The sequence below is a fragment of the Ralstonia sp. 25C genome (assembly GCF_051904805.1).
In the GTDB taxonomy this organism is placed as follows: domain Bacteria; phylum Pseudomonadota; class Gammaproteobacteria; order Burkholderiales; family Burkholderiaceae; genus Ralstonia.
On the sequence record NZ_CP196737.1, the window covers coordinates 3,239,655 to 3,263,396 of the forward strand.

Sequence of the window (23,742 nt, forward strand, 5' to 3'; positions counted from 1 at the left end):
CGCGCCGATTTTGGGGCGCCTGGGTAACCCGTTGATTCGTAAGCCGAAATTATAACGGCCCACGCAGCGGCGCGGGTTGCCGCAGGTCAATTTGGCAGGGGCTGAATGCTTGGCGGAAGGTGTCAGCCGTTACAATACGCGGATGAATTCGCCGCGCTTCGTCCACCTCCGTCTCCACTCCGAATATTCCGTCGTCGATGGCAACGTCCGCCTTGACGACGCCGTCAAGGCCGCCGCCAAGGATGGCATGGGCGCCCTGGCGCTGACCGACCTCGCCAACGCCTTCGGCCTGGTGCGCTTCTACAAGGAAGCGCGCGGGAAGGGCGTCAAGCCCATCGTCGGCGCCGACGTGTGGATCACCAATCACGACGAACGCGACAAGCCCAGCCGCCTGCTGCTGCTTGTGCGCAACAAGCAGGGCTATCTGAACCTCTGCCAGTTGCTGGCGCGGGCGTGGCTGAGTAACCAACATCGCGGTCGCGCGGAAATCGCCCCTGAATGGTTCGACGAGCCCGGCGTGGAAGATGCACCGCTGGGCTCCGGCCTGCTGGCGCTGTCCGGCGGCATGGCTGGTGATGTCGGCATGGCGCTGGCCAACGGCAACGAGGCGCTGGCGCGCAAGCTGGCGACGAATTGGTCGCGCGTGTTTCCGAACGCGTTCTACATTGAGCTGCAGCGCGCCGGTCACGCCGGCACCGAGGCCTACATCCAGCAGGCCGTGAAGCTGGCTGCGGCGATGCACCTGCCGGTGGTCGCCACGCACCCGGTGCAGTTCATGACGCCGGACGACTTCACGGCGCACGAGGCCCGCACCTGCATTTCGGAAGGTGAGCTGCTCGCCAACCCGCGCCGCGCCCGCCGCTTCACGACCGACCAGTATTTCAAGACGCAGGACGAGATGTGCGCGCTGTTTGCCGACATCCCGTCCGCGCTCGCCAACGCGGTGCAGATTGCGCAGCGCTGCAACCTCACGCTGGAACTGGGCAAGCCGAAGCTGCCGCTGTTCCCGACGCCCGACGGCATGTCGCTGGACGACTACCTCGTCCACCTCGCCAAGGAAGGCCTGGAAAAGCGCATGGAAGTGCTGTTCCCCGACGAGGCGGTGCGCGAATCCAAACGCGCTGAGTACTACGCCCGCCTGGAGTTCGAGACCGGCACCATCATCAAGATGGGCTTCCCGGGCTACTTCCTGATCGTGGCGGACTTTATCAACTGGGCCAAGAACAACGGCGTGCCGGTGGGGCCGGGCCGGGGCTCGGGTGCAGGCTCGCTGGTGGCGTATGCACTGGGCATTACGGACTTGGACCCGCTCAAGTACAACCTGCTGTTCGAGCGTTTCCTGAACCCGGAACGTGTGTCGATGCCCGACTTCGACATCGACTTCTGCCAGCACGGGCGCGACCGCGTTATCCAGTACGTGAAGGAGAAGTACGGCAAGGATGCCGTCTCGCAGATCGCCACCTTCGGCACCATGGCCGCCAAGGCTGCGGTGCGCGACGTGGGCCGTGTGCTGGACCTTGGCTACAACTTCGTCGACGGTGTGGCCAAGCTGATCCCGTTCAAGCCGGGCAAGCTCGTCACGCTGGAAGAGGCCAAGAAGGAAGAGCCGCTGCTGGCCGAGCGCGAAGCCAACGAAGAAGAAGTCAAACAGCTGCTGGAACTCGCCCAACGCGTGGAAGGCATGACGCGTAACGTCGGCATGCACGCGGGCGGCGTGCTGATCGCCCCGGGCAAGCTGACCGATTTCTGCCCGCTCTACACGCAAGGTGGCGAAGACGCCGGCGTCGTCAGCCAGTACGACAAGGACGACGTGGAAGCCGTCGGCCTGGTCAAGTTCGACTTCTTGGGCCTGACCACGCTGACCATCCTCGACTGGGCCGAGCGCTACATCCGTATGCTCGATCCGTCCAAGGCGGACTGGAATTGCAGCCACATCCCGCTGACGGACAAGAAGGCATTCGACATCCTCAAGACGGCCAACACGGTCGCCGTGTTCCAGCTGGAAAGCCGCGGCATGCAGGGCATGCTGAAAGACGCCAAGCCTGACCGCTTCGAGGACATCATCGCCCTGGTGGCGCTGTATCGCCCGGGCCCGATGGACCTGATCCCCAGCTTCTGCGCCCGTAAGCACGGCCGCGAGAAGGTGGAGTACCCCGACCCGCGCGTCGAGCCGGTGCTCAAGGAGACCTACGGCATCATGGTCTACCAGGAGCAGGTGATGCAGATGGCGCAGATCGTGGGCGGCTACTCGCTCGGCGGCGCTGATTTGCTGCGCCGTGCGATGGGTAAGAAGAAAGCCGAAGAAATGGCCGAGCACCGCGCGCTGTTCCGTGCGGGCGCGGCCAAGGATGGCCTCTCGACCGAAAAGGCCGACGAAATCTTCGACCTGATGGAGAAGTTCGCGGGCTACGGCTTCAACAAGTCGCACGCGGCGGCGTATGCGCTGCTGGCGTACTACACCGCGTGGCTCAAGGCGCATCACCCGGCCGAATTCATGGCAGCCAACATGTCGCTGGCCATGGACGACACCGACAAGGTGAAGATCCTCTACGACGATTGCGTCGGCAAGAACGGCCTGAAGGTACTGCCGCCCGACATCAACGCGAGCCAATACCGCTTTGCCCCCACCGATGCCAAGACCATCCGCTACGGCCTGGGCGGCATCAAGGGCAGCGGGCAATCTGCGATTGAAGACATCCTGCGCGCACGCGAAGACGGCCCGTTCAAGGACCTGTTCGACTTCTGCGAGCGCGTGGATCGCCGCCAGGTGAACCGCCGCACGATCGAAGCGCTGGTGCGTGCTGGCGCCTTCGACAGCCTCAACGACAACCGCGCGCAGCTGCTCGCCTCGATCGGTCTGGCGATGGAAGCCGCCGAACAAAAGGCCGCCGCTGCCAACCAGGTCTCGCTGTTCGATCTGATGAGCGGCGACGATGCTGAAGCGCATCGCCCCGAACTCGTTGACGAGCCGGCCTGGACCACCAAGCGCAAGCTGCAGGAAGAAAAGCAGGCGCTGGGCTTTTACCTGTCCGGGCACCTGTTTGACGAATGCCGCGAAGAGGTGCGCCGCTTTGCGCGCACCACGCTGGCCGATCTCGCCCAGGAAGTCACGAACAAGGGCAACGGTGGCGGTGGGGGCGGCGGCTATGGCAACCGCGATGCGCGCAACAAGACTGTCGCCGGCGTCATCGTCGGCCAGCGCACGCAGATGACCCAGCGCGGCAAGATGCTGATCGTCATGCTCGACGACGGTTCCGCCAGCGAAGCCACGGAAGTGACGGTCTTCAACGAAGTCTACGAAGCCAACCGCGCGCTGTTCAAGGAAGACGAAGTGCTGATCGTGCAGGGCAGCGCCCGCCACGATATGTTCACCGGCGGGGTGCGCGTCACGGCCGAATCCGTCATGGACATGACGCAGGCGCGTGCCAAGTTTGCACGGGCGATTCGTCTCTCCATGAATGGGGATTCGACAGCGGCCAAGCTGCGCGATTTGCTCACGCCGCATGTGGCAGCCGATGGCAATGGCGTTTCCGTGCGCATCAGCTATGTGTGCGAGCAAGCCCGCTGCGAAGCGGTGCTCGGCGATGCGTGGCGCATCGTGCCGAGCGAAGACGCGATTGCAGCGTTGCGCCAGGCGTTGGATGCGCAGAACGTCGCCACGCTTTACGACTGATCTCCCTACCTGAACACAATGAACGGTTTGATGAAGCGGCCTGGTATGGTCGATGCCCGGCATGCGCCGTTGGCGGCGTTTTTGCTGCTGTATCCCCTGGTCGCCATTGCCGTGCGCGGCGGTGCGAGTGCGTTGCTGATTGCGGCGAGCTTGGTTGCACTGTGGGCCGTGGTGACGTCTCGTTCCGAATCCGCCGGGCTTGCCTTGCCACGGGATGTCAATCGGCTCGTCCAGGCGACGTGCGTGGCGATGGCGGTGCCGCTCGTTGCTGTATTGCTGAGCGAGGCATGGCACGCGCAGATGCGCTGGAGTGCGTTTGATACGCCTTCGCGTTTTCTTGTGGCGGTGCCACTGCTTCTGGCGCTGCGCCGCGTGCCGTTGCGCTGGATGCGCTGGTGCGATCTGTCGTTTACGGTGGCCGCTTTTGCTGCCCTCGGGGTCGGTCTGTGGAGTGGGCGTGACTGGGGCGGCAATCGCTTGGGCAGCGCGTTTCTCAACCCGATCCACTATGGCGATATGGCGTTGGCATTGGGGGTGCTGTCGGTGCTGTCACTGAACTGGTGGCGCAAAGACTCGGTGGCCGTGCGCGTGCTCAAGGTGGCTGGCTTGCTGGCCGGGTTGGCGACGTCGTTGCTGAGCGGGTCGCGCGGCGGATGGGTGGCGATTCCCGCCATTTTGCTGCTGGTGATGATGGTGCGAGGGCAGAGCAAGCCTTTGCGTTGGCGCTTGCTGGTGCCGGTGGCTGCGGTGCTGGGCGTCGCCGTGGTCTATCTGGTGTCGGCCTCGATTCAGGTACGCGTGCACGAGGTATGGTCCGACCTGGCGCAATTTGCGCAGGGCCACAAGGACACCTCGATTGGTATCCGCTTGCAGATCTACCACGCGGCAGTGATTCTGACGGAGAGCCATCCGGTGTTTGGGCTCGGGGCCGGTGGCTTTTGCAGCAACCTTCAGACGCTGGTCGATGCCGGACAGATGACGCCCATGGCCCGTGAATTGGGTTGTGGTGAGGCCCACAATGAGTTGTTGGCGTTCACCGCCGCATATGGCCTGTTGGGCGGCTTGGGCATAATCGCGATCCACCTCCTGCCTGCCATGCTGTGCTGGCGCTGCCTGAAGTCGCCCGTTGCACCCATGCGCCGTGCTGCGCTGATGGGCTTGGTATTCGCCGCAGCGTTCTTCGTGTTCGGGCTGACGGTGGAGATTTTCACGTTGAAGCAGACGGTGTCGTTCTATGCGGCCGTCATGGCGATTCTGGCGGGCATCGCATCCCATGTCGGCCATCCTTCCGATCGCACGTACCAGCATTGAGCGCCATGTTCAGCATCCTGATCCCCACTTGGAACAACCTGCCTTACCTCAAGCTGTGCGTGGAGAGCATCCGTCGGCATTCCACCTTTGCGCATGAGATCGTTGTCCACATCAATGAAGGCTCCGACGGTACGCTCGACTGGGTGCGCGAACAGGGTTTGCCGCACACATGGAGCCGCGGCAATGTCGGCGTGTGCCTGGCGCTCAACGATGCGGCGCGACTGGCCTCGCATGAGTGGATTCTGTTCATGAACGACGACATGGTCGTCACGCCCGGCTGGGACCAGGCGCTGGTGTCGGCGGTGGACGCCGTAGGCGATCAATTTGCCTACCTGGCTGCGCAACTGACGGAACCGACAGATACCGGCAACGTACAGGTCAACGTGGCCGACTTCGGCACCGGGCCCGACAACTTTGACGAAGCTGGCTTGCTGGCCCACATGGCGAACCAACCACCCTCGGCGGACCGCGATGGCGTGGCGCTGCAGCCTATGCTGGTCAGCCGGCGGTTGTGGCATCTCGTCGGGGGCTACAGCATCGAGTTCGGCCCGGGCATGAGCAGCGACGACGATTTTCTGATGAAGCTGTGGCTGGTCGGCTGCCGCATTTTCCGCGTGGTGGGCGCGAGCCGCATTTACCACTTTGGTTGTTCGACGACGCGCCGCGTGCGCCGCAATCGCGGTGGGCGCGAGTTCTTGTTGAAGTGGGGCATTACGCAGCATGTCTTCGCGCGCGGCTATGTGCGAGCCACCGCCCAGCCGGGCGCAGCCGGCGCACTGCCTACCGTGCCCGAGTCGGGCCTGAAAGGGCGTTTCAAGCGGGCGCTTTACGCGCTCAAGTTGTACCCGACCGGCGACCTGCGCGCCTGGGAGCCCAACCTCCCGGCGCAGCTTGTCACCCGCGCGCCGGACGAGAAAATCGGCCGCTGATTTATGCAGCGGTCAGTTCACGCGCGCGCTGGTATTTGCGGTAGCTGACCGACGCGTTCATCCGCGCAATGGCCCAGCCGGCTTTGCCATCCAGAAACCCACGTCGCAACAGCAGCGTGCGGATGAAGGCCCAGCCGCCGTGTAGCGCCGGAGAAAGCCTCCCGGGCCGCTTGCCCCGGGCGGCAAATTCGCGTGCACCGGCTTCCGCATACTGCGCGCTCTTGCGCTGCACTTGATCCATCGACGTGTAGCTGTAGTGCAGCAGTGAGGCGCGCAAGCGGCCCGTCGCTCCAGTCACTTGCAGGCTTTCGTGGACGAGGTTGTCTGAGAAGCGCGCCTGACCGCGCCGGACCAGGCGTGTCACATAGTCCGGTCGCCAGCCGCAGTGGTGCACCCAGGTGCCGCAAAACTGCGATAGACGCGGAATCGCGTAGGCGTTAGTGCCGGTGGCATCGGCCTGGGCGATGGCGGCGCGAATTTCATCGGCCAACTCGGGCGTGACACGCTCGTCCGCATCGATCGAGAGAATCCATTCGCCGCTGGCTGCATCGAGCGCGCGGTTTTTCTGCGGGCCGAAGCCGGGCCACGGGCCGTCATCTTCGATGAGGCGCGTGCCGTGGGCGCGGGCGATATCGCGCGTGGCATCGGTGCTGCCGGAATCGAGCACGATCACCTCATCGGCGAGCCCCGCCAGGGAGGCAATGCAATCACCGATGTTGTGCGCTTCATTGCGCGTGAGGATGGTGGCGCTTAGCTGGATGGGCATGGAAAAGGGCGTGCGCCTGCAGTGTTCAGTCGCTGTGTTGGGCGGCAGACTCATCGCGCGTGTCTGAGCCGCTGCACTTTGGCGCGGGTTGGCGGCGGGTATTGTGGCACAGGGCTCGGGATTGCAGGCGGTACAATACGCGACCGCCACAAGCGGGTGGCTGCACTCCGCGGCCATTCCTGATTTCCGCTATGTTCTCCATCCTACTGCCGACCTGGAATAACCTCGCACTGCTCAAGCTGTGCGTGCACAGCATTCGCACACATTCGGCGTACGACCATCAGATCATCGTGCACGTCAACGATGGTTCGGACGGCACGTTGGAGTGGGTGCGTGAGCAGGGTCTGGATCACACGCATTCACCGCAGAACGTCGGCATCTGCCTGGCTGTCAATGAGTCGGCCATGCTGGCCAAGCACGATTACATCGTCTTTCTGAATGACGACATGGTCTGCTGCCCCGGCTGGGATACCGCGCTCGTGCGCCGGCTGGAGAAGCTGGACACCGACCTGTTCATGCTGTCGGGCTCCATGATCGAACCCGTCGACACCGGCAACCCTTGCGTAGTGGTGGGCGACTACGGCCGTGATGCCGAGACCTTTGACGAAGCCCGTCTGCTGGCTGACGCGCCGCGCCTGGTGCGTGGTGATTGGTACGGCGCCACGTGGCCGCCGACGGTGGTGCACCGGCGCTGGTGGTTCAAGCTCGGCGGCTACAGCAGCGAGCTCACGCCTGGCATGAGCAGTGACAACGATTTCTCCATGAAGCTGTGGCACGCCGGTTGCCGCATCTTCCTGGGCGTGGGCGACTCGCTGGTCTATCACTTCCAGTGCAAGTCGACTGGCAAGGTGAAGAAGAACGATGGCCGGCGCCAGTTCCTCAATAAGTGGGGCCTGTCGCAGTCGACGTTCGACAAGTATTTCTTGCGTCGCGGCACGCCGGCCGGCGCCAACTGGCAGTTGCCCGAGCCGGAACTGACCTCCAAGCTGCGCTGGGACTTGCGACGCAATGACCTCTCGCGGCGGCTGCGCCCTGGTGTCGACGTTCTCTGAGTTTCTACTGATACGCGGTCCGGATCGTCTCCGGCCGATTTTCCCTTTGATTCCATGGCAGTGACTGATTCTTCAAACACCGCAGCACCGGCGCCCCAGCCCGGCCATCTTAAGCGCCTATGGGGCTATCTCCGCCCCGAGATGACGGCCTTCATCCTCTCTATGGTCGCCATGGGTGTGGTGGCGGCCACGGAGGGGATCATCCCCAAGGTGGTGAAAGACTTGCTGGACCAGGGCTTCGGCGGTGAGTACGCCGGCAAGCTGTGGCAGGTGCCGGCCATGCTGGTGGGTATTGCCGTGGTGCGCGGCGTGGCGCAGTTTGCGTCGACGTATTTGCTGAGCCTCGTGTCGAACAAGGTGCTGCTGAATCTGCGCATGAAGATGTTCGAGCGCCTGCTGCAGGCACCGGCGTCGTTCTACCAGCGCAACACGGCTGCGTCGCTCATCAACGCCGTCATCTTTGAAGTCAATCAGGTGCTGCAGGTGCTGACCGGCGTGTTCATCACGATGGTGCGCGACTCGATGACGGTGCTGGCGCTGCTGGTCTTCCTGTTCTATACAAACTGGCGTCTGACGCTGGTGGTGGCGGTGATCCTGCCCGTGATCGGCCTGCTGATGTCGCGCATCAACCGCCGCCTGCGCTCGCTCAACCGCGAGAGCCAGAACCTGACTAACCAGGCCGCCTACGTGGTGGAAGAGGCGGTCGGTGGTTACAAGGTCGTCAAGCTGCACGGCGGCGAGGCGTATGAATCGCTGCGCTTCAATGCCATGACCAACCGCCTGCGCGGCTATGCCATGCGCGTGGCCGTGGCCGGTGGCCTGAACCAGCCGGTGACGCAGTTCCTGGCGGCGCTGGCGCTGTCCATCATCCTGGCGATTGCCATGCTGCAGGCGCAAGCCAACCAGACCACGGTCGGTGGCTTTACCGGCTTTGTGATGGCGATGCTGCTGCTGATCTCGCCGCTCAAGCACCTGACGGATGTGAACCAGCCGCTGCAGCGCGGCCTGACCGCCGCCGAATTTATCTTCGGCTTGATCGACACGCCCATCGAGCCGCAAGAAGGCGGCAAACCGATCGATCGCGCCCGCGGCGACATCCGCTTCGACAACGTCACCTTCCGCTACGGCGAAGATGGCCGTGCTGCGCTGGACAGCATCAACCTGCATGTCAAGCCCGGCGAAATCGTTGCGCTGGTGGGCCCGTCGGGCAGTGGCAAGACTACGCTGGTGAACCTGCTGCCGCGCTTCTTTGATCCGACGTCCGGCACGATCTCGCTCGACGGCGATGCGCTGGCGGACCTGTCGCTGCACGATTTGCGCCGCCAGATCGCTTTCGTGAGCCAGGACGTGGTGCTGTTCAACGACACCATCGCTGCCAACGTGGCGTATGGCGCGCGTGATGCTTCCGAGATCGACATGGCCCGCGTGCGCCGTGCACTGGAAGCCGCCTATCTGACGGATGTGGTGGATAACCTGCCCGAGGGCGTCGACACCAATATCGGTGACAACGGCTCGAAGCTCTCCGGTGGTCAGCGCCAGCGTTTGGCGATTGCTCGCGCCATCTACAAAGACGCTCCGATCCTGATCCTGGACGAAGCGACCTCCGCGCTGGATTCCGAATCCGAGCGGCAGGTGCAGGCTGCACTGGAAGCGCTGATGCAGGGCCGTACGACGCTGGTGATCGCACACCGCCTGTCGACCATCGAAAACGCGGATCGCATCGTCGTGCTCGAGCACGGCAAGATTGCCGAGGCCGGCACGCACCGCGAGCTCATCGACCGCGATGGGTTGTATGCTGGACTCCATCGCATCCAGTTCGCCACGCAGTAAGCAACCCATGTGGCGGTCTGGAAGCTTCTGAAAACGACAGGAGACACCCATGACCGCCACCGCAGCCAGCCACCCGCCCATCAGCCGGTTCCCCGTTCCTGAGCTGGCCGACATTCCCGAAGACATCCGCGAGCGCATCCTCGAAGTGCAGGAGAAGACCGGCTTCGTGCCGAACGTCTTCCTTGCGCTGTCGCACCGGCCCGACGAGTGCCGCGCTTTCTTCGCCTACCACGATGCGCTGATGCAGCGCGAGGGCAGCAGCCTGACCAAGGGCGAGCGCGAGATGATCGTGGTGGCCACGTCCGGCGCCAACCAGTGCCTGTATTGCGTGGTCGCGCACGGCGCGATCCTGCGCATCTATGAGAAGAACCCGCTCGTGGCCGACCAAGTGGCGGTCAACTACCGAAAGGCCGACATCACGCCGCGCCAGCGCGCGATGCTCGATTTTGCGATGAAGGTCTGCACCGCTTCACACACGGTCAACGAAGCCGACGATGAAGCATTGCGCGCGCATGGTTTCGATGAGGAAGACGTGTGGGATATCGCCGGCATCACGGCCTTCTTCGGCCTGTCGAACCGCATGGCAAACGTGATTTCGATGCGGCCGAACGAGGAGTTCTTCCTGCTGGGCCGCCTGCCGCGCGAGAAAAAATAAGCGCCTAGCGTCAGGCGCTGTGCGATTACATCAGGATGATGTCGTACTGCTCCTGGCTCGCCGCCGACGATTCCACCTGCAGCGAAATCGGCTTGCCGATGAAGTCTCCCAGCATCGCAAGGTGCTGGCTTTCTTCTTCCAGGAACAGGTCGATCACCGACTGCGACGCCAGGATGCGGAACTCGCGCGGATTGAACTGCCGCGACTCCCGCATGATTTCGCGCAGGATGTCGTAGCACACCGTGCGCGGTGTCTTGACCTGCCCCTTGCCATGGCACACCGGGCATTGCTCGCACAGCACGTGCGCGAGCGATTCCCGCGTACGTTTGCGCGTCATCTCCACCAGCCCAAGCTGCGAGAAGCTGTTGACCGTGATGCGCGTGCGGTCGCGCGACAGTGCCTTGCGCAGCTCCGCCAGCACTGCGTCGCGATGGTCGGCCGACTCCATGTCGATGAAGTCGATGATGATGATGCCGCCCAGGTTACGCAGCCGCAGTTGCCGCGCGATGGTGTGCGCGGCTTCCAGGTTGGTCTTGAAGATCGTGTCGTCGAAGTTGCGCGCGCCCACGTAGCCGCCGGTGTTGACGTCGATCGTCGTCATCGCCTCGGTCTGGTCGATCATCAGGTAGCCGCCCGATTTCAGATCGACCCGGCGCGACAGCGCGCGCTCGACTTCCGCCTCGATGTTGTACAGATCGAAGATCGGCCGTTCGCCGGTGTAGTGCGTCAGGCGTTCGACCACGGCCGGTGTGTATTCCTGCGCAAATTCGATCAGCTTCTGATGGTTCTCACGCGAATCGACTTGGATGCTGCGCGTCTCGTCCGTCACGAAATCGCGGAGCACGCGCTGGGCGAGGTTCAGGTCCTGGTACAGGATCGACGGCGCGGGCAGGGTGGTCGCGTTGTGGCGGATGGTCGCCCAGATCTTGCGCAGGTAGGCAACGTCGTTGGCGAGCTCCTCGTCGGTGGCTTCCTCGGCGATCGTGCGCACGATGAAGCCGCCACGCTCCTCGGTCGGCACCATCGCTGTCACGCGCGCGCGCAGCGCTTCACGCTCGGCCTCGTTGCCGATCTTCTGCGAGATGCCGATGTGCGGGTCCTGCGGCAGATACACCAGCGTGCGGCCGGCAATGCTGACCTGCGTAGACAGCCGGGCGCCCTTGGTGCCGATCGGGTCCTTGATGACCTGCACCATCAGCGCCTGGCCTTCGAACAACGTCCTCTCGATGGCGACCTGCGGCGTGGGCGGGGCGTCCTTGGCATCGCGCGGGTGCCAGATATCAGCCACGTGCAGGAAGGCTGCGCGCTCCAGGCCGATATCGATAAAGGCCGATTGCATGCCAGGCAGCACGCGTACGACCTTGCCGAGATAGATGTTGCCGACCAGGCCACGTGTGAGCGTGCGCTCTATGTGAAGCTCTTGAACGGCAGCTTGCTGGACGATGGCCACGCGCGTTTCTTGCGGCGTGATATTGACGAGGATGTCTTCGGACATGGGGGGTACCAAGAGAGCGGGTTTCAGCACCCGCCTCTGGGCTGGTATTGCGCGCCCGAAGCGTGTCTTGAAACCGGCCCTCGCACGCTGCTCGGCGCGTGCTTCAGCGGCCGGTCAGAGAACGATGCTCGCTTGTGCGAGCAGCGCTGCCGTCTCGAACAAGGGTAGGCCCATGATACCCGAATAGCTTCCCGAAATATGGGCGACGAAGGCGGCCGCGCGGCCCTGGATGCCATACGCGCCGGCCTTGCCGAACGGCTCGCCGCTGGCGATGTAACGGGCGATGTCGTTGTCCGTCAGTACGGCAAATCGCACGTCGGAAATGGACAGCGCGTGCATCGGCGTGCCGCTGGCGGTGACGACCGTCACGGCGGTCAGCACGCGGTGTTCGCGGCCGGACATGCCACGCAGCATGCGGTGAGCATCGGCGGCGTCGGTCGGCTTGCCGAGGATCTCGCCGCCCAGGCACACCGTGGTGTCGGACGTGAGGATCGGCAGGGCAGGGAGGTTACGTGCGATGCGGCGGCGCACCGCAGCTTGCGCCTTCAATGCGCAGACGCGTTGGACATAGTCGTCGGGTGTTTCGCCGGGAAGCACGGCTTCCAGCGCTTCGGCATCCTCATCACCATCCGCCAGCAGCAGCTCGAAGCGCGCGCCGATCTGGCGCAGCAATTCCTGCCGGCGCGGGCTTTGGGATGCGAGATAGAGGTGCGGCACGCCGTTTTGGCCTGCCAGATCCGTGGTCATACGCGGTGATACGGGTGGTTCTGCGTGATGCTCCACGCCCGATAGAGCTGCTCGGCCAGGAGCACACGCACCATGCCGTGCGGCAGCGTCAGGCTCGACAGGCGGATCAGCGTGCGGGCCTTCGCCTTGAGCGCCGGGTCGAGCCCGTCCGCGCCGCCGATCACGAAGGCCACGTCGCCGCCTTCCTGTTGCCATCCGGTGAGGGATTCGGCAAGTGCCACGGTGGTGAGGTCCTTGCCGCGCTCATCCAGCGCGATCATGCGGCAACCCTTCGGCAGCGCGGCTTCAATGCGCGCGGCTTCGAGCTGCATGACGGTGGCGGCGGTGCGGCTGCCCGAGCGCTGCTCGGGCTTGATCTCGCGCAGTTCGATGCGCAGTTCGGGCGGCATGCGCTTGGCGTACTCAGAGAAGCCGTCCTCGATCCAGGACGGCATCTTGTGCCCGACGGCAACGATCAGCAACTGCATGGCGAGACTGCCTGCGCGAGGTTACGCCGCGCGCTTCTTGGCCGGAGCGCGTTTGGCGGCGGTCTTGGTTGCCGTTTTTGCGACCTTCGTGGCGGGCTTGCCAGTGCCGGCTGCGCGCTTGGTGGCAGGCTTCTTGGCAGCGGTTTTGGCGGGCGCCTTCTTGCTCGGTGCCGCTGCCTTGGTCGGGCGCTCACCGGCCAGCGCCGGCTTGGTGGTACGGCGCTTAGCGGGCGTGACCTCTTCGGCCTCATCTTCCTCGTCGTCGTAGTCTTCGCTGGCCTTGGGCAGGCCGCGCTTGCTGGTGCCGCCGAGTTCGACGCGCACCGGCTTGTCGCCCCAGATTTCTTCCAGGTTGTAGTACTGGCGCAGTTGCGGCTGGAAGATGTGGACCACGGCGTCACCGCAGTCGACCAGCACCCATTCGCCCACGTCTTCGCCTTCCACGGCGATGACGTGGCCGCCGGCTTCCTTCACGGCGTCACGTACGGACGCAGCCAGTGCCTTGGTCTGGCGGTTGGACGTGCCGCTGGCGATGACCGTGCGGTCGAACAGTTCGGTCAGGTGCGTCGTATTGAAGACCTTGATGTCTTGCGCCTTGACGTCTTCGAGCGCGTCGACGATCACGCGTTGTAGTTTGCGAATATCCATACTGAGTGAGAAGAACGTTTAAAAGGCGAAAGAAAGGTCAAAAAAGCGCGCGAGTGAAGTCAATCACGCGGTCAAACACTCACCGTGCCATTGGCACGGCGGTACAGCGAATGCGATTGGATCAGGTCGGCCACGCCGGCGGGCAGGTCGGCGTCGCAGCGCTCGCCGGCTGCAAGCTGCTGGCGCAGGCGGGTGGACGACAGGTCGACGGCGAGCGTCTGGTCGATCCACATGTGACCGGCGGGTGCGCATTGTACCAATGCCGTGTCGCCCCGGCGCACATCCAGTTCACGTTGCACGGGCGCATGCAGCGCCTGCAAGTCGAAACCGGGCCGCGTGGCGACGCACAGGTGCACATATTCGAACAGGTCTTGCCAGCCGTGCCAGGTGTCCAGCCCGACGAGCTGGTCGGCGCCCATCAGCCACGCCATGGAGGTGTCCGGGCCGTAGACGCCGCGCAGTTCGCGCACGGTGTCGATGGTGTAGCTGGGGCCGTGGCGGTCGACTTCCATGCTGGTCACGTGGACCTTGGCGGAGCCACCGCGTACCGCTTTGGCGGCCAGTTCGGTCATGGCAAAGCGCAGCGGCGCAGGCGTGATGTCAGCGGCTTTCTGCCACGACACGCCGGTCGGAATCCACAGCAGTTCGTCCAGATCGAGCCGGGCGATGCACAGCTCGGCCAGGGCGATGTGGCCGACGTGCGGCGGATCGAACGTGCCGCCCAGCAAGCCGAGGCGATAGGGGCGGCCAAGATCGGGGCGGGCGAATGTGGGAAGGCTCATACCCAGTCGCGCGCCGGCAGGAAATGGGTATACAGCGCGGCTTCGGGCGAGCCCGGTTCGGGCTGCCAGTCGTAGCGCCAATTGGCGACCGGTGGCATCGACATCAGGATCGATTCCGTCCGTCCGCCGCTTTGCAGGCCGAACAGCGTGCCGCGGTCGAACACGAGGTTGAACTCAACATAGCGGCCACGGCGGTAGGCCTGGAAGTCGCGTTCGGTGTCGCCATAGGGGGTGGCGTGGCGTCGCTCGGCGATGGGCAGCCAGGCGGGCAGGAACGCATCGCCGACGGAGCGCATCATCTCGAAGCTGCGCTCGAAGCCGAGCTCAGCAAAGTCGTCGAAGAAGATGCCGCCGATGCCGCGTGCTTCCTTGCGGTGTTTCAGATAGAAATAGTCGTCGCACCATTGCTTGAAGCGCGGGTACAGCTCGTCGCCGTAGGGGGCGAGGGCGCCCTGGCACGTGCGGTGGAAGTGCGAGGCGTCTTCGGTGAAGCCGTAGTAGGGCGTCAAGTCCATGCCGCCGCCGAACCACCAGACGGGCTCGGCATCGGGCCGCACGGCCACGAAGCAGCGCACGTTCATGTGCACCGTCGGCACGTACGGGTTGCGCGGGTGGAAGACCAGCGACACGCCCATCGCCTCGAAGCCGCGCCCGGCCAGTTCGGGCCGGTTGGCGGTGGCTGAGGGGGGCAGGGTGTCGCCCATCACGTGTGAGAAGCCGACGCCGCCGCGCTCCAGCACCGCGCCGCCTTCCAGAATGCGGGTGCGGCCGCTGCCGCGCAGGCGCTCGGTGGGTGGTTTTTCCCACGTGTCGGTGACGAAGCTACCGCCGTCGAGTGCGCCGGCGGCAGTGGTGATGCGGTCCTGCAGGTCCAGCAGGTAGGCGCGGACGGCTTGGGTATCCATCAGATCGGGCGGGGCTGCGGGTGCGGCCGAGTCATGCGGTTGTCACCATTGTAGCGGGCGGGCCGCTTGGGGCTTGGTGGGGATCACCCGGGGTGACGGATGCCGCGCCTGCCCTATTTTGGGGCATCGGCGCGGCGGGGAGTCGCTTAGTGGCGGATGGCGCGGTGGCCAATGTCCTTGCGGTACTGTGCGCCATCAAAGTGAATCTGTTCGATGGCGTTGTACGCGGCACGCTGGGCGGCCTTGACGGTGTCAGCCAGGCCGACCACGCACAGCACACGGCCGCCGCTCGTCGTCAGCACGCCGTCCTGCAGCGTGGTGCCAGCGTGGAATGTGATGCTGTCTTCCGTTTCCTTCGGGATGCCGGTGATGACGTCGCCCTTGCGCGGCGTATCTGGGTAGTTGTGTGCGGCCATGACCACGCCCAGTGCGGTCCGGCGGTCCCAGTCGAGCTCCATGCCGTCGAGTTTGCCGTCGATGGCGCGGTCGAGCACGTCGTACAGGTCGGTCTTCATGCGCGCCATGATGGGCTGCGTTTCCGGGTCGCCCATGCGGCAGTTGAATTCGAGCGTCTTGGGGTTGCCGTCGGCGTCGATCATCAGGCCGGCGTAGAGGAAACCGGTGTACGGGATGCCGTCTTTTTCCATGCCGCGGATGGTCGGCATGATGATCTCGCGCAGCGCGCGGGCGTGCAGTGTGGGCGTGACCACCGGTGCCGGCGAGTAGGCGCCCATGCCGCCCGTGTTCGGGCCGGCGTCGCCATCGAGCAGGCGCTTGTGGTCCTGACTGGTGGCCAGTGCCACCACGTTCTTGCCATCGCACACGACGATGAAGCTGGCTTCTTCGCCGGACAGGAATTCTTCGATCACCACGCGCGCACCGGCATCGCCCAGGCGGTTGTCGGCCAGCATCATGTCGATGGCGCTGTGCGCTTCTTCGGCTGTCATGGCGACGACCACGCCCTTGCCGGCGGCCAGGCCGTCGGCCTTGATGACGATCGGGGCGCCTTCCTGGTCAATGTAGGCATGCGCCTGCGCCGCGTCGCTGAAGGTCTGGTATTTGGCGGTCGGAATGCCGTGGCGATGCATGAACGCCTTGGCGAAATCCTTCGACGATTCGAGCTGCGCCGCAGCCTGGGTCGGCCCGAAAATGCGCAGGCCCTTGGCACGGAACAGATCAACGATACCGGCGGCCAGCGGGGCTTCCGGGCCCACCACCGTGAAGTGGATGCCTTCGCGCTCGGCAAACGCAGCCAGCACTTCCGGGTCCGTGATCGGCAGGTTTTGCAGGCGCTTGTCGAGCGCCGTGCCGCCGTTGCCCGGAGCCACGTAGACCACCTGCACCTTGGGCGAGCGTGCCAGCTTCCATGCCAGGGCGTGCTCTCGACCGCCCGAACCGACCACCATCACTTTCATGCTGTACCTACTCAAAAAATCGAAAACTGGAAAACAAAAACGGCGATCGGTCAGGTCGATCGCCGTTATGCGCGTGTCCGGGGCTTATTCCCCGATGACCGCGTTGGTGAAGACTTCCTGCACGTCGTCCAGGTTTTCCAGGACGTCAAGCAGCTTCTGCATCTTGACCGCATCTTCGCCGGTGAACTCGACTTCGTTCTGCGGCTTCATGATGACTTCGGCCAGTTCGGCCTTGAAGCCAGCGGCTTCCAGTGCGGTCTTGACCTTGGTGAAATCGTGCGGCGGGCAGATGACTTCGAGCGCGCCGTCTTCATGCGTGACGACGTCGTCGGCGCCGGCTTCGAGCGCGGCGTCCATCAGCTTGTCTTCGGGTGTGCCCGGGGCAAAGATGAACTGCCCGACGTGATCGAACAGGAAAGCCACCGAGCCCGCGACGCCCATGTTGCCGCCGTACTTGTCAAAGCCGTGGCGGACTTCGGCCACGGTGCGCGTACGGTTGTCGGTCAGGCAGTCGACGATGATGGCGGCGCCATTGATGCCGTAGCCTTCGTAGCGGATTTCTTCGTAGTTCGCGCCTTCCAGGCCACCCACGCCGCGCTGGATGGCGCGCTGGATGTTGTCCTTGGGCATGTTGGCATCGGTGGCCTTGTCCATGGCCAGGCGCAGGCGCGGGTTGGAGTCGGCATCGCCGCCGCCCAGACGGGCCGCCACGGTGATTTCCTTGATCAGGCGCGTCCAAATCTTGCCGCGCTTGGCGTCGGCAGCGGCTTTTTTATGCTTGATATTGGCCCATTTGGAATGACCGGCCATGAAACTCTCCGAGCGGAATGCGGTGGAAAACGGTGAAACGCGGCGCCCAGATGGCGGTCTGACGCCACCTGCACGCTCTATAATCGGTCGCAGATTTTAGCATGCTGCACACGCCCGCCGACCCGTCCGTCCGGTCGAGCGATGGGTGCCCGCCCCCAAAGATTGATCCCCGTCCGAATGCCATGACCGATCCCATCCTCGTTGCCAAGAACACGAAAACTGAACTGGTGCTGCTGCCCCAGCTCGCCAACCGTCATGGCCTGATCACCGGCGCCACCGGCACCGGCAAGACCGTCACCCTGCAGTCGATCGCCCAGGGCCTGTCGAAGATCGGCGTGCCGGTCTTCCTGGCCGACGTGAAAGGTGACCTGACAGGCATTTCGCAGCCCGGCCAGTCGAACGACAAGCTCAAGGCCCGCCTGCAGGAGCGCGGCCTGGAAGAACCGCAATGGGCTGGCTGCCCGGTCACGCTGTGGGATGTGTACGGCGAGAAAGGCCACCCCGTGCGCGCCACCGTGTCCGACATGGGTCCGCTGATGCTGTCGCGCATGCTGGAGCTCAACGACATTCAGACCGGCGTGCTGAACCTCGTCTTCAAGATTGCAGACGACTCCGGCCTGGCGCTGCTCGACATGAAAGACCTGCGCGCGATGCTGCAGCACGTCGGCGAGCATTCGTCGGAGTACACCAACAAGTACGGCAACATCTCGTCGGCCAGCATCGGGGCCATCCAGCGCAACCTGATCGCGCTGGAAGAGCAGGGCGCCGACCAGTTCTTCGGCGAGCCGATGCTCGACATCAACGACCTGATGCAGACCGTGCGCGGCCAGGGCGTGATCAACATCCTGGCGGCCGACAAGCTGCTCAACGCGCCCAAGCTGTACGCGACCTTCCTGCTGTGGATGCTTTCGGAGCTGTTCGAACACCTGCCGGAAGTGGGCGATCTGGACAAGCCCAAGCTGGCGTTCTTCTTTGATGAGGCGCACCTGCTGTTCAACGATGCGCCGCCGTCGCTGCTGCAGAAGGTGGAGCAGGTGGTGCGGCTGATTCGCTCGAAGGGCGTGGGCGTGTACTTCGTGACGCAGAACCCGTCGGACGTGCCCGATACCGTGCTCGGCCAGCTTGGTAACCGCGTGCAACACGCGCTGCGCGCCTTCACGCCGCGCGATCAGAAGGCCGTGAAGGCGGCCGCCACCACGATGCGCGCCAACCCCGAATTCAGCATCGAGCAGGCGATTGGCGAACTGGCTGTGGGGGAAGCGCTGATCTCCATGCTGGATGAAGGCGGTCGCCCCGAGATTACGGAGCGGGCGTTTGTTGTGCCGCCGGCGTCGCGCATTGGGCCGATCTCGGATGACGAGCGCCGCGCGCTGATCGCCAACTCGCTGGTGGCGGGGCGGTACGACACGGCCATCGATCGTGAGTCGGCGTATGAAATTCTGACCGGTCGCGTGGCAGGCGGTGGGGCGGCACCCGCGCCGACGTCGGGGTCGATCGGCACCGATTTTGGGGCGTCGTCAGGTTCTGTGCCGGTACCGGTTCCGGCGCCCGCGCCAGCGCAGCAACAGGGCGGCGGCTGGTTGGGCGAGGTGGGCTCGATCCTGACCAAGGGTACGGGCCGCACGGGCCGCGGCGATTCGATTGTGGAAACGTTGGCCAAATCGGCAACACGTACGATCGGCTCGACCATTGGACGCGAGATTGTGCGTGGGGTGCTGGGCAGCATCCTGGGCGGGTCGAAGAAGCGCTGACCGTTTTCTGATGCGCAAACAAAAACAGCCGGCAATGCCGGCTGTTTTTGTTTGCGCAAAACGAAGCGCGATCAGTTCTTCGTGCCGAACAGGCGGTCGCCGGCATCGCCGAGGCCGGGGATGATGTAGGCGTTCTCGTCCAGGTGCGAATCGAGCGAAGCCACAAACAGCTTCACGCCCGGATGCGCCTTCTGGAACACCTCCACGCCTTCCGGCGCGGCCACGAGGGCCAGGAACAGGATGTTCTCGTCCGGCACGCCGCGCTTCTTCATCACGTCGATCGCGTGCACAGCCGAGTAGCCGGTGGCGACCATCGGATCGCACAGGATGAAGGTGCGGTCCTCCAGGTCCGGCAGGCGAACGAGGTATTCCACCGGACGGTGTTGCTCGTCGCGGTACACGCCGATATGGCCGATGCGCGCCGACGGAATCAGCTCGACCAGCCCATCGCTCATGCCCACGCCTGCGCGCAGCACCGGCACCACGGCCAGCTTGCGGCCGGCGATGACGGGGGCTTCCATCGGGCCCATCGGCGTGTCGATGTGGCGGCTGGTCAGCGGCAGGTTGCGGGTGATCTCGTAGCCCATCAGTAGCGTGATCTCGCGCAGCAGTTCGCGGAACGTGCGCGTGGACGTGTCCTTGTCGCGCATGTGCGTCAGCTTGTGCTGGATCAGCGGGTGATTGAGGATGAACAGGTTCGGAAAGCGCGGATCTTGTTTCATGGCGAGATGTGGGCGGTAGTGAGGCGCATTGTACGGCGCGCGCCATATGAAAAATCGAGCGGCTTATCGGCGGTGTGGCTCATCGGGGCACTGGCGATTGTACGGCGGCTGGCTCGCTGGCAAGCGCCATCCACGCCACGTGCAGCGCACCTGCCGCCAGAACGTTTTGTTGAATTCCCATACAATCGACGACGCTCTCCAACAGGCCTTCGTTCCGCTGTGCCCACTGCGTCTTCCGCGTCTTCCACCCCCGCACATACCGACACTGGCGGCTTGCTGCTTGCCTCTGTGGGCGCGGTGCTGTTTTCGGCCAAGGCCATCGTCGCCAAGCTGATGTACCGCTACCAGGTGGATGCGGTCATGGTGATCACGCTGCGCATGCTGCTCGCCGCGCCGTTGTTCATGGCGATGGGGTGGTGGCAATCCCGCCGTGCGCAGCCGCTGGCACCGTCAGACCGTTGGCGCATTGTCGGGCTCGGCATCATCGGCTATTACCTCTCCAGCTTTCTGGATTTTCTGGGCCTGCAATACATCACGGCGGGGCTAGAGCGGCTGATTCTGTTTCTGACGCCATCGTTTGTGCTGCTGATTACCGCAACGGTGTTCAAGCGGCGCATCACCGGCTTGCAGTGGGTGTCTCTCGCGCTGGCGTACGCCGGCATCGTGCTGGTGTTCGCGCACGATCTCAACCTCGGCGGCAACAACGTGTGGCTTGGTGGTGGATTGGTGCTCGCCAGCGCCATCAGCTACGGTATCTATCTGCTGGCCAGCGGCGAGCTGGTCAAGCGTGTCGGTTCAATGCGGCTGGTGGCGTATGCGATGTGCGTGTCGACGGTGGCTTGCATCATCCAGTTTCTGGTGCTGCGGCCGGTGCATGCGCTGGTGTTGCCGTGGCAGGTGTATGGGCTGTCGGCCATCAATTCGGTGTTCTGCACCGTGGCGCCCGTCACGATGACGATGATGGCGGTGGCGCGTGTGGGTGCGCCGGTGGCCTCGCAAGCGGGCATGATCGGGCCGGTATCGACGTTGCTGCTGGGCTGGTGGCTGTTGGGCGAGCCCATCACGATGTGGCAGATCGCCGGTAGTGCGCTGGTGCTGGCCGGCATGGCGTTGCTGTCGCGCCGTGCTGGTGCCAACAAATAAAGGAGGCTGTGGGATGGACTTGGGTTTGAAAGGCAAGCGTGCGCTGGTATGCGGCGCGAGCAAGGGATTGGGCTTCGCCTGTGCCGATGCACTGGCAGCGGAAGGCGTGGATGTCGTGATTGTTGCGCGTGGCGCGGAAGCGTTGCTGGCGGCAGCGGATCGCATTCGCAGCGCGCACGGCGTGCGCGTGGAGGCCGTCGCCACCGACATCACCACACCCGAGGGCCGCGCCGAGGCGTTGCTCGCGTGTGAACGCCTGGGCGGCTCACCCGACATCCTCGTCAACAACGCGGGTGGCCCGCCGCCGGGCAACTTCCGTGACTGGGATCGCGACGCGTGGAATGCCGCGCTCAACGCCAACATGCTCACGCCGATCGACCTCATCAAGGCCACCGTCGACAAGATGATCGCGCGCCGCTGGGGCCGCATCGTCAATATCACCAGCGGCGCGGTGAAGGCGCCGATCGATGTGCTGGGCTTGTCCAACGGTGCGCGGTCGGGCCTGACTGGTTTCGTGGCCGGCCTGGCGCGCGAAGTGGCCAAGCACGGGGTGACCGTCAACAACCTGCTGCCGGGCCAGTTCGAGACCGATCGCCTGAGCAAGACGCTGGAAGCCGGGGCCAAAGCCGCCGGCATCAGCGCGGAAGAGAACTTCGACCGCAAGCGCCAGGGCAACCCGGCCCGGCGCTTTGGCCAACCGGCCGAATTTGGCGCCGTGTGCGCCTTCCTGTGCAGCCAGCACGCTGGCTATCTGAACGCCCAAAACATCCTACTGGATGGCGGCAGCTTTCCTGGCACCTTCTAAGCCAACCACCATGACCACCCTTACGCCCGAAAGCGCAGCCCCCGCATCACGAAAGCGCCGCGTCGCCCTGATCGCCCACGACCACAAGAAAGACGACATGGTCGCCTTCGCGCAGACGCATCAGGCGTTTCTCTCGCAATGCGACCTGCTGGCGACCGGCACCACAGGCGGCCGGCTGGAGAAGGAAGTCGGCCTGACCGTGCAGCGCATGTTGTCCGGCCCGTGGGGCGGCGACCTGCAGATCGGCGCGCAGCTTGCCGAAGGCCGTGTCGATGCGGTGATCTTTTTGCGCGACCCGATGACGCCGCAGCCGCACGAACCCGACATCAACGCGCTGGTGCGCGCGTGCGACGTGCACAACATTCCCTGCGCCACCAATCTGTCGACCGCCGACCTGGTGATGACCGCCCTGCAACTGGTGCAGCCCGAACCAAAGGAGATTCACGCATGACCCAAGCCAAAGCCATCCGCATCTTTGAAACCGGCGGCCCGGAAGTGATGCAGCTTGTCGATGTCGACGTGCCCGCGCCCGGCCCCGGCGAGGCCACCATCAAGCAGCACGCCATCGGCCTGAACTACATCGACGTGTACTTCCGCACGGGGCTGTACCCGCAGCCGCTGCCGGGTGGCATCGGCATGGAAGCGGCGGGTGTGGTGGAGGCTGTGGGCGAGGGCGTCACACACGTCAAGCCGGGCGATCGCGTTGCCTACGCAGGCCGCCCGACGGGTGCTTATGCAGCCGTGCGGACGATGCCGGCCGACATCCTCGTGCGCTTGCCTGACTCCATCGACTTTGAAACCGGCGCGGCGATGATGCTGCAGGGCATGACCGCGCAATACCTGCTCCGCGACAGCTACCGCGTGCAGCCGGGCGATACGGTGCTGTTTCACGCCGCAGCGGGCGGTGTTGGCCTGATCGCGTGCCAGTGGCTCAAGGCACTCGGCGCTACGGTGATCGGCACGGTCGGCAGCGATGCGAAGGCTGAACTCGCCCGCGCGCACGGCTGCGACCACACCATCGTCTACACGCGCGAGAACTTCACTGAGCGCGTGCGCGAGATTACCGGCGGCAAGGGCGTGCCGGTGGTCTACGACGGGATCGGCAAGGACACGTTTGCCGGCTCGCTGGATTGCCTGGCACCGCGCGGCTGGATGGTCAGCTATGGCAACGCATCAGGCCCCGTGCCGCCGTTCGACATCAGCGTGTTGAGCGCGAAAGGCTCGCTCAAGCTCACGCGTCCGACGCTGATGACGTACACCGCGCGCCGCGATCTGCTGGAGCCGATGGCGGCAGACCTGTTCGATGTGGTGGGTAGCGGCAAGGTGAAGATCGAGATCCACCAGCGCTATGCACTGGCCGATGCGGCGCAGGCGCACCGCGATCTCGAGTCGCGCAAGACGACTGGTTCGACGATCCTCTTGCCGTAAGGCAGCGGCTTACCGCCCGCTCGGCGTCACTCGTCGAGCGGCGGCAAAGCGCGCATCTTCGCGCACGCGTGGGGGCAGGGCGCGCAGCAGCATGTGCAGCGCAAACGGGACGAGCACGATGTCGTCCACCCAGCCGATCACCGGAATGACATCCGGAATCAGATCGATCGGCGATACCACATAACCGACCAGTAGCACCGCGGCGGGCGCGAGCCACCATGGCCTGTCCGGATGGCGCAGTGCAAACCACAGCAGGCGCACGTCGTTGCGCACTACGCTCCACAGGCGGAAGAGTCGTCCGAACATCGTGGGCTCCTGGATGAAAAGCCGGCGTCACATGGGATCGTTTGACCGGCGGACCATCGTATCAGCTTGGGGAAGCTGCCCGGTTTTCAAGCCTTGAGCGGC

At 64.5% G+C, this 23,742-nt stretch carries 22 protein-coding genes; 11 read left to right on the forward strand and 11 right to left on the reverse strand.

Going from position 1 to position 23,742, the window contains the following annotated elements:
* Positions 1-142 precede the first annotated feature (142 nt).
* From dnaE to ACS7SF_RS15170, 3 genes are read left to right on the forward strand one after another with little or no spacing between them, the layout of a single operon-like run.
* Complete coding sequence (dnaE, locus tag ACS7SF_RS15160) at positions 143-3,673, forward strand: DNA polymerase III subunit alpha (RefSeq protein WP_439890537.1); 3,531 nt, start codon at positions 143-145, stop codon at positions 3,671-3,673.
* A gap of 30 nt (positions 3,674-3,703) precedes the next feature.
* On the forward strand, positions 3,704-4,984 hold the full coding sequence (locus ACS7SF_RS15165; RefSeq protein ID WP_439890538.1) for an O-antigen ligase family protein: 1,281 nt from the start codon (positions 3,704-3,706) through the stop codon (positions 4,982-4,984).
* A gap of 5 nt (positions 4,985-4,989) precedes the next feature.
* A complete protein-coding gene (locus ACS7SF_RS15170; protein WP_439890539.1) occupies positions 4,990-5,913 on the forward strand; it encodes a glycosyltransferase family 2 protein in 924 nt (307 codons plus the stop codon).
* Between the two features lies 1 nt (position 5,914).
* Here ACS7SF_RS15170 and ACS7SF_RS15175 read toward each other — a convergent pair whose 3' ends face one another.
* A complete protein-coding gene (locus ACS7SF_RS15175; RefSeq protein ID WP_439890540.1) occupies positions 5,915-6,679 on the reverse strand; it encodes a glycosyltransferase family 2 protein in 765 nt (254 codons plus the stop codon).
* Between the two features lie 191 nt (positions 6,680-6,870).
* Between ACS7SF_RS15175 and ACS7SF_RS15180 the strand changes: the two genes are divergently transcribed.
* Genes ACS7SF_RS15180 through ACS7SF_RS15190 form a run of 3 tightly spaced genes read left to right on the forward strand, consistent with a single transcriptional unit; the run spans position 6,871 to position 10,216 of the window.
* On the forward strand, positions 6,871-7,731 hold the full coding sequence (locus ACS7SF_RS15180; RefSeq protein WP_439890541.1) for a glycosyltransferase family 2 protein: 861 nt from the start codon (positions 6,871-6,873) through the stop codon (positions 7,729-7,731).
* Positions 7,732-7,785: 54 nt separating this feature from the next.
* The gene (msbA, locus tag ACS7SF_RS15185) at positions 7,786-9,561 is read left to right on the forward strand and encodes a lipid A export permease/ATP-binding protein MsbA (RefSeq protein WP_439890542.1); all 1,776 of its coding nucleotides are present in this window, start codon (positions 7,786-7,788) and stop codon (positions 9,559-9,561) included.
* A 49-nt stretch (positions 9,562-9,610) separates the two neighbouring features.
* A complete protein-coding gene (locus tag ACS7SF_RS15190) occupies positions 9,611-10,216 on the forward strand; it encodes a peroxidase-related enzyme (RefSeq protein WP_439890543.1) in 606 nt (201 codons plus the stop codon).
* 25 nt (positions 10,217-10,241) lie between these two features.
* On the opposite strand, the gene rng is transcribed toward ACS7SF_RS15190, so the two are convergent.
* From rng to ACS7SF_RS15230, 8 genes are all read right to left on the reverse strand, one after another.
* A complete protein-coding gene (gene rng, locus ACS7SF_RS15195; RefSeq protein WP_439890544.1) occupies positions 10,242-11,711 on the reverse strand; it encodes a ribonuclease G in 1,470 nt (489 codons plus the stop codon).
* A 114-nt stretch (positions 11,712-11,825) separates the two neighbouring features.
* The gene (locus tag ACS7SF_RS15200) at positions 11,826-12,458 is read right to left on the reverse strand and encodes a Maf family protein (protein ID WP_439890545.1); all 633 of its coding nucleotides are present in this window, start codon (positions 12,456-12,458) and stop codon (positions 11,826-11,828) included.
* The gene (rlmH, locus tag ACS7SF_RS15205) at positions 12,455-12,925 is read right to left on the reverse strand and encodes a 23S rRNA (pseudouridine(1915)-N(3))-methyltransferase RlmH (protein ID WP_439890546.1); all 471 of its coding nucleotides are present in this window, start codon (positions 12,923-12,925) and stop codon (positions 12,455-12,457) included. Before rlmH ends, ACS7SF_RS15200 begins: the two co-directional genes overlap by 4 nt.
* Before the next feature lie 21 nt (positions 12,926-12,946).
* Positions 12,947-13,573, reverse strand: coding sequence for a ribosome silencing factor (gene rsfS, locus ACS7SF_RS15210; protein ID WP_439890547.1), 627 nt, complete (start codon positions 13,571-13,573; stop codon positions 12,947-12,949).
* Between the two features lie 71 nt (positions 13,574-13,644).
* A complete protein-coding gene (locus ACS7SF_RS15215) occupies positions 13,645-14,355 on the reverse strand; it encodes a nicotinate-nucleotide adenylyltransferase (RefSeq protein ID WP_439890548.1) in 711 nt (236 codons plus the stop codon).
* Positions 14,352-15,260, reverse strand: a complete 909-nt coding sequence (gene hemF, locus ACS7SF_RS15220; RefSeq protein ID WP_439890549.1) for an oxygen-dependent coproporphyrinogen oxidase — start codon at positions 15,258-15,260, stop codon at positions 14,352-14,354. Before hemF ends, ACS7SF_RS15215 begins: the two co-directional genes overlap by 4 nt.
* A gap of 146 nt (positions 15,261-15,406) precedes the next feature.
* Entirely contained in the window at positions 15,407-16,675 is a 1,269-nt protein-coding gene (gene purD, locus ACS7SF_RS15225; protein ID WP_439890550.1) for a phosphoribosylamine--glycine ligase, read from the reverse strand.
* An 84-nt stretch (positions 16,676-16,759) separates the two neighbouring features.
* On the reverse strand, positions 16,760-17,485 hold the full coding sequence (locus tag ACS7SF_RS15230) for a YebC/PmpR family DNA-binding transcriptional regulator (protein ID WP_064802317.1): 726 nt from the start codon (positions 17,483-17,485) through the stop codon (positions 16,760-16,762).
* A 182-nt stretch (positions 17,486-17,667) separates the two neighbouring features.
* Here ACS7SF_RS15230 and ACS7SF_RS15235 point away from each other — a divergent pair, with 182 nt between their 5' ends.
* Positions 17,668-19,236: a helicase HerA-like C-terminal domain-containing protein gene (locus ACS7SF_RS15235; protein WP_439890551.1), complete on the forward strand. Its 1,569-nt coding sequence runs from the start codon at positions 17,668-17,670 to the stop codon at positions 19,234-19,236.
* A gap of 71 nt (positions 19,237-19,307) precedes the next feature.
* Here ACS7SF_RS15235 and upp read toward each other — a convergent pair whose 3' ends face one another.
* The gene (gene upp / locus ACS7SF_RS15240; RefSeq protein ID WP_426397775.1) at positions 19,308-19,958 is read right to left on the reverse strand and encodes a uracil phosphoribosyltransferase; all 651 of its coding nucleotides are present in this window, start codon (positions 19,956-19,958) and stop codon (positions 19,308-19,310) included.
* A 219-nt stretch (positions 19,959-20,177) separates the two neighbouring features.
* Between upp and ACS7SF_RS15245 the strand changes: the two genes are divergently transcribed.
* Genes ACS7SF_RS15245 through ACS7SF_RS15260 form a run of 4 tightly spaced genes read left to right on the forward strand, consistent with a single transcriptional unit; the run spans position 20,178 to position 23,334 of the window.
* Positions 20,178-21,101: a DMT family transporter gene (locus tag ACS7SF_RS15245; protein ID WP_439890552.1), complete on the forward strand. Its 924-nt coding sequence runs from the start codon at positions 20,178-20,180 to the stop codon at positions 21,099-21,101.
* 13 nt (positions 21,102-21,114) lie between these two features.
* Entirely contained in the window at positions 21,115-21,906 is a 792-nt protein-coding gene (locus tag ACS7SF_RS15250; RefSeq protein WP_439890553.1) for an SDR family oxidoreductase, read from the forward strand.
* Between the two features lie 10 nt (positions 21,907-21,916).
* On the forward strand, positions 21,917-22,357 hold the full coding sequence (locus ACS7SF_RS15255; protein ID WP_439890554.1) for a methylglyoxal synthase: 441 nt from the start codon (positions 21,917-21,919) through the stop codon (positions 22,355-22,357).
* A complete protein-coding gene (locus tag ACS7SF_RS15260; RefSeq protein WP_439890555.1) occupies positions 22,354-23,334 on the forward strand; it encodes a quinone oxidoreductase family protein in 981 nt (326 codons plus the stop codon). The genes ACS7SF_RS15255 and ACS7SF_RS15260 overlap by 4 nt, the downstream gene beginning before the upstream one ends.
* 9 nt (positions 23,335-23,343) lie before the next feature.
* Here the strand turns inward: ACS7SF_RS15260 and ACS7SF_RS15265 are convergent, their stop codons facing one another.
* On the reverse strand, positions 23,344-23,640 hold the full coding sequence (locus ACS7SF_RS15265; RefSeq protein ID WP_439890556.1) for a YkvA family protein: 297 nt from the start codon (positions 23,638-23,640) through the stop codon (positions 23,344-23,346).
* Positions 23,641-23,742: the final 102 nt, after the last annotated feature.

Coding starts and splice junctions, on each gene's coding strand:
- ACS7SF_RS15265 (WP_439890556.1), bottom strand. CDS start 23,640: ATGTTCGGACGACTCTTCCGCCTGTGGAGCGTAGTGCGCAACGACGTG.
- ACS7SF_RS15255 (WP_439890554.1), top strand. CDS start 21,917: ATGACCACCCTTACGCCCGAAAGCGCAGCCCCCGCATCACGAAAGCGC.
- hemF (WP_439890549.1), bottom strand. CDS start 15,260: ATGGATACCCAAGCCGTCCGCGCCTACCTGCTGGACCTGCAGGACCGC.
- dnaE (WP_439890537.1), top strand. CDS start 143: ATGAATTCGCCGCGCTTCGTCCACCTCCGTCTCCACTCCGAATATTCC.
- ACS7SF_RS15235 (WP_439890551.1), top strand. CDS start 17,668: ATGACCGATCCCATCCTCGTTGCCAAGAACACGAAAACTGAACTGGTG.
- ACS7SF_RS15175 (WP_439890540.1), bottom strand. CDS start 6,679: ATGCCCATCCAGCTAAGCGCCACCATCCTCACGCGCAATGAAGCGCAC.
- msbA (WP_439890542.1), top strand. CDS start 7,786: ATGGCAGTGACTGATTCTTCAAACACCGCAGCACCGGCGCCCCAGCCC.
- rng (WP_439890544.1), bottom strand. CDS start 11,711: ATGTCCGAAGACATCCTCGTCAATATCACGCCGCAAGAAACGCGCGTG.
- ACS7SF_RS15170 (WP_439890539.1), top strand. CDS start 4,990: ATGTTCAGCATCCTGATCCCCACTTGGAACAACCTGCCTTACCTCAAG.
- upp (WP_426397775.1), bottom strand. CDS start 19,958: ATGAAACAAGATCCGCGCTTTCCGAACCTGTTCATCCTCAATCACCCG.
- rlmH (WP_439890546.1), bottom strand. CDS start 12,925: ATGCAGTTGCTGATCGTTGCCGTCGGGCACAAGATGCCGTCCTGGATC.
- purD (WP_439890550.1), bottom strand. CDS start 16,675: ATGAAAGTGATGGTGGTCGGTTCGGGCGGTCGAGAGCACGCCCTGGCA.
- ACS7SF_RS15260 (WP_439890555.1), top strand. CDS start 22,354: ATGACCCAAGCCAAAGCCATCCGCATCTTTGAAACCGGCGGCCCGGAA.
- ACS7SF_RS15230 (WP_064802317.1), bottom strand. CDS start 17,485: ATGGCCGGTCATTCCAAATGGGCCAATATCAAGCATAAAAAAGCCGCT.
- ACS7SF_RS15250 (WP_439890553.1), top strand. CDS start 21,115: ATGGACTTGGGTTTGAAAGGCAAGCGTGCGCTGGTATGCGGCGCGAGC.
- ACS7SF_RS15215 (WP_439890548.1), bottom strand. CDS start 14,355: ATGAGCCTTCCCACATTCGCCCGCCCCGATCTTGGCCGCCCCTATCGC.
- rsfS (WP_439890547.1), bottom strand. CDS start 13,573: ATGGATATTCGCAAACTACAACGCGTGATCGTCGACGCGCTCGAAGAC.
- ACS7SF_RS15200 (WP_439890545.1), bottom strand. CDS start 12,458: ATGACCACGGATCTGGCAGGCCAAAACGGCGTGCCGCACCTCTATCTC.
- ACS7SF_RS15165 (WP_439890538.1), top strand. CDS start 3,704: ATGAAGCGGCCTGGTATGGTCGATGCCCGGCATGCGCCGTTGGCGGCG.
- ACS7SF_RS15190 (WP_439890543.1), top strand. CDS start 9,611: ATGACCGCCACCGCAGCCAGCCACCCGCCCATCAGCCGGTTCCCCGTT.
- ACS7SF_RS15180 (WP_439890541.1), top strand. CDS start 6,871: ATGTTCTCCATCCTACTGCCGACCTGGAATAACCTCGCACTGCTCAAG.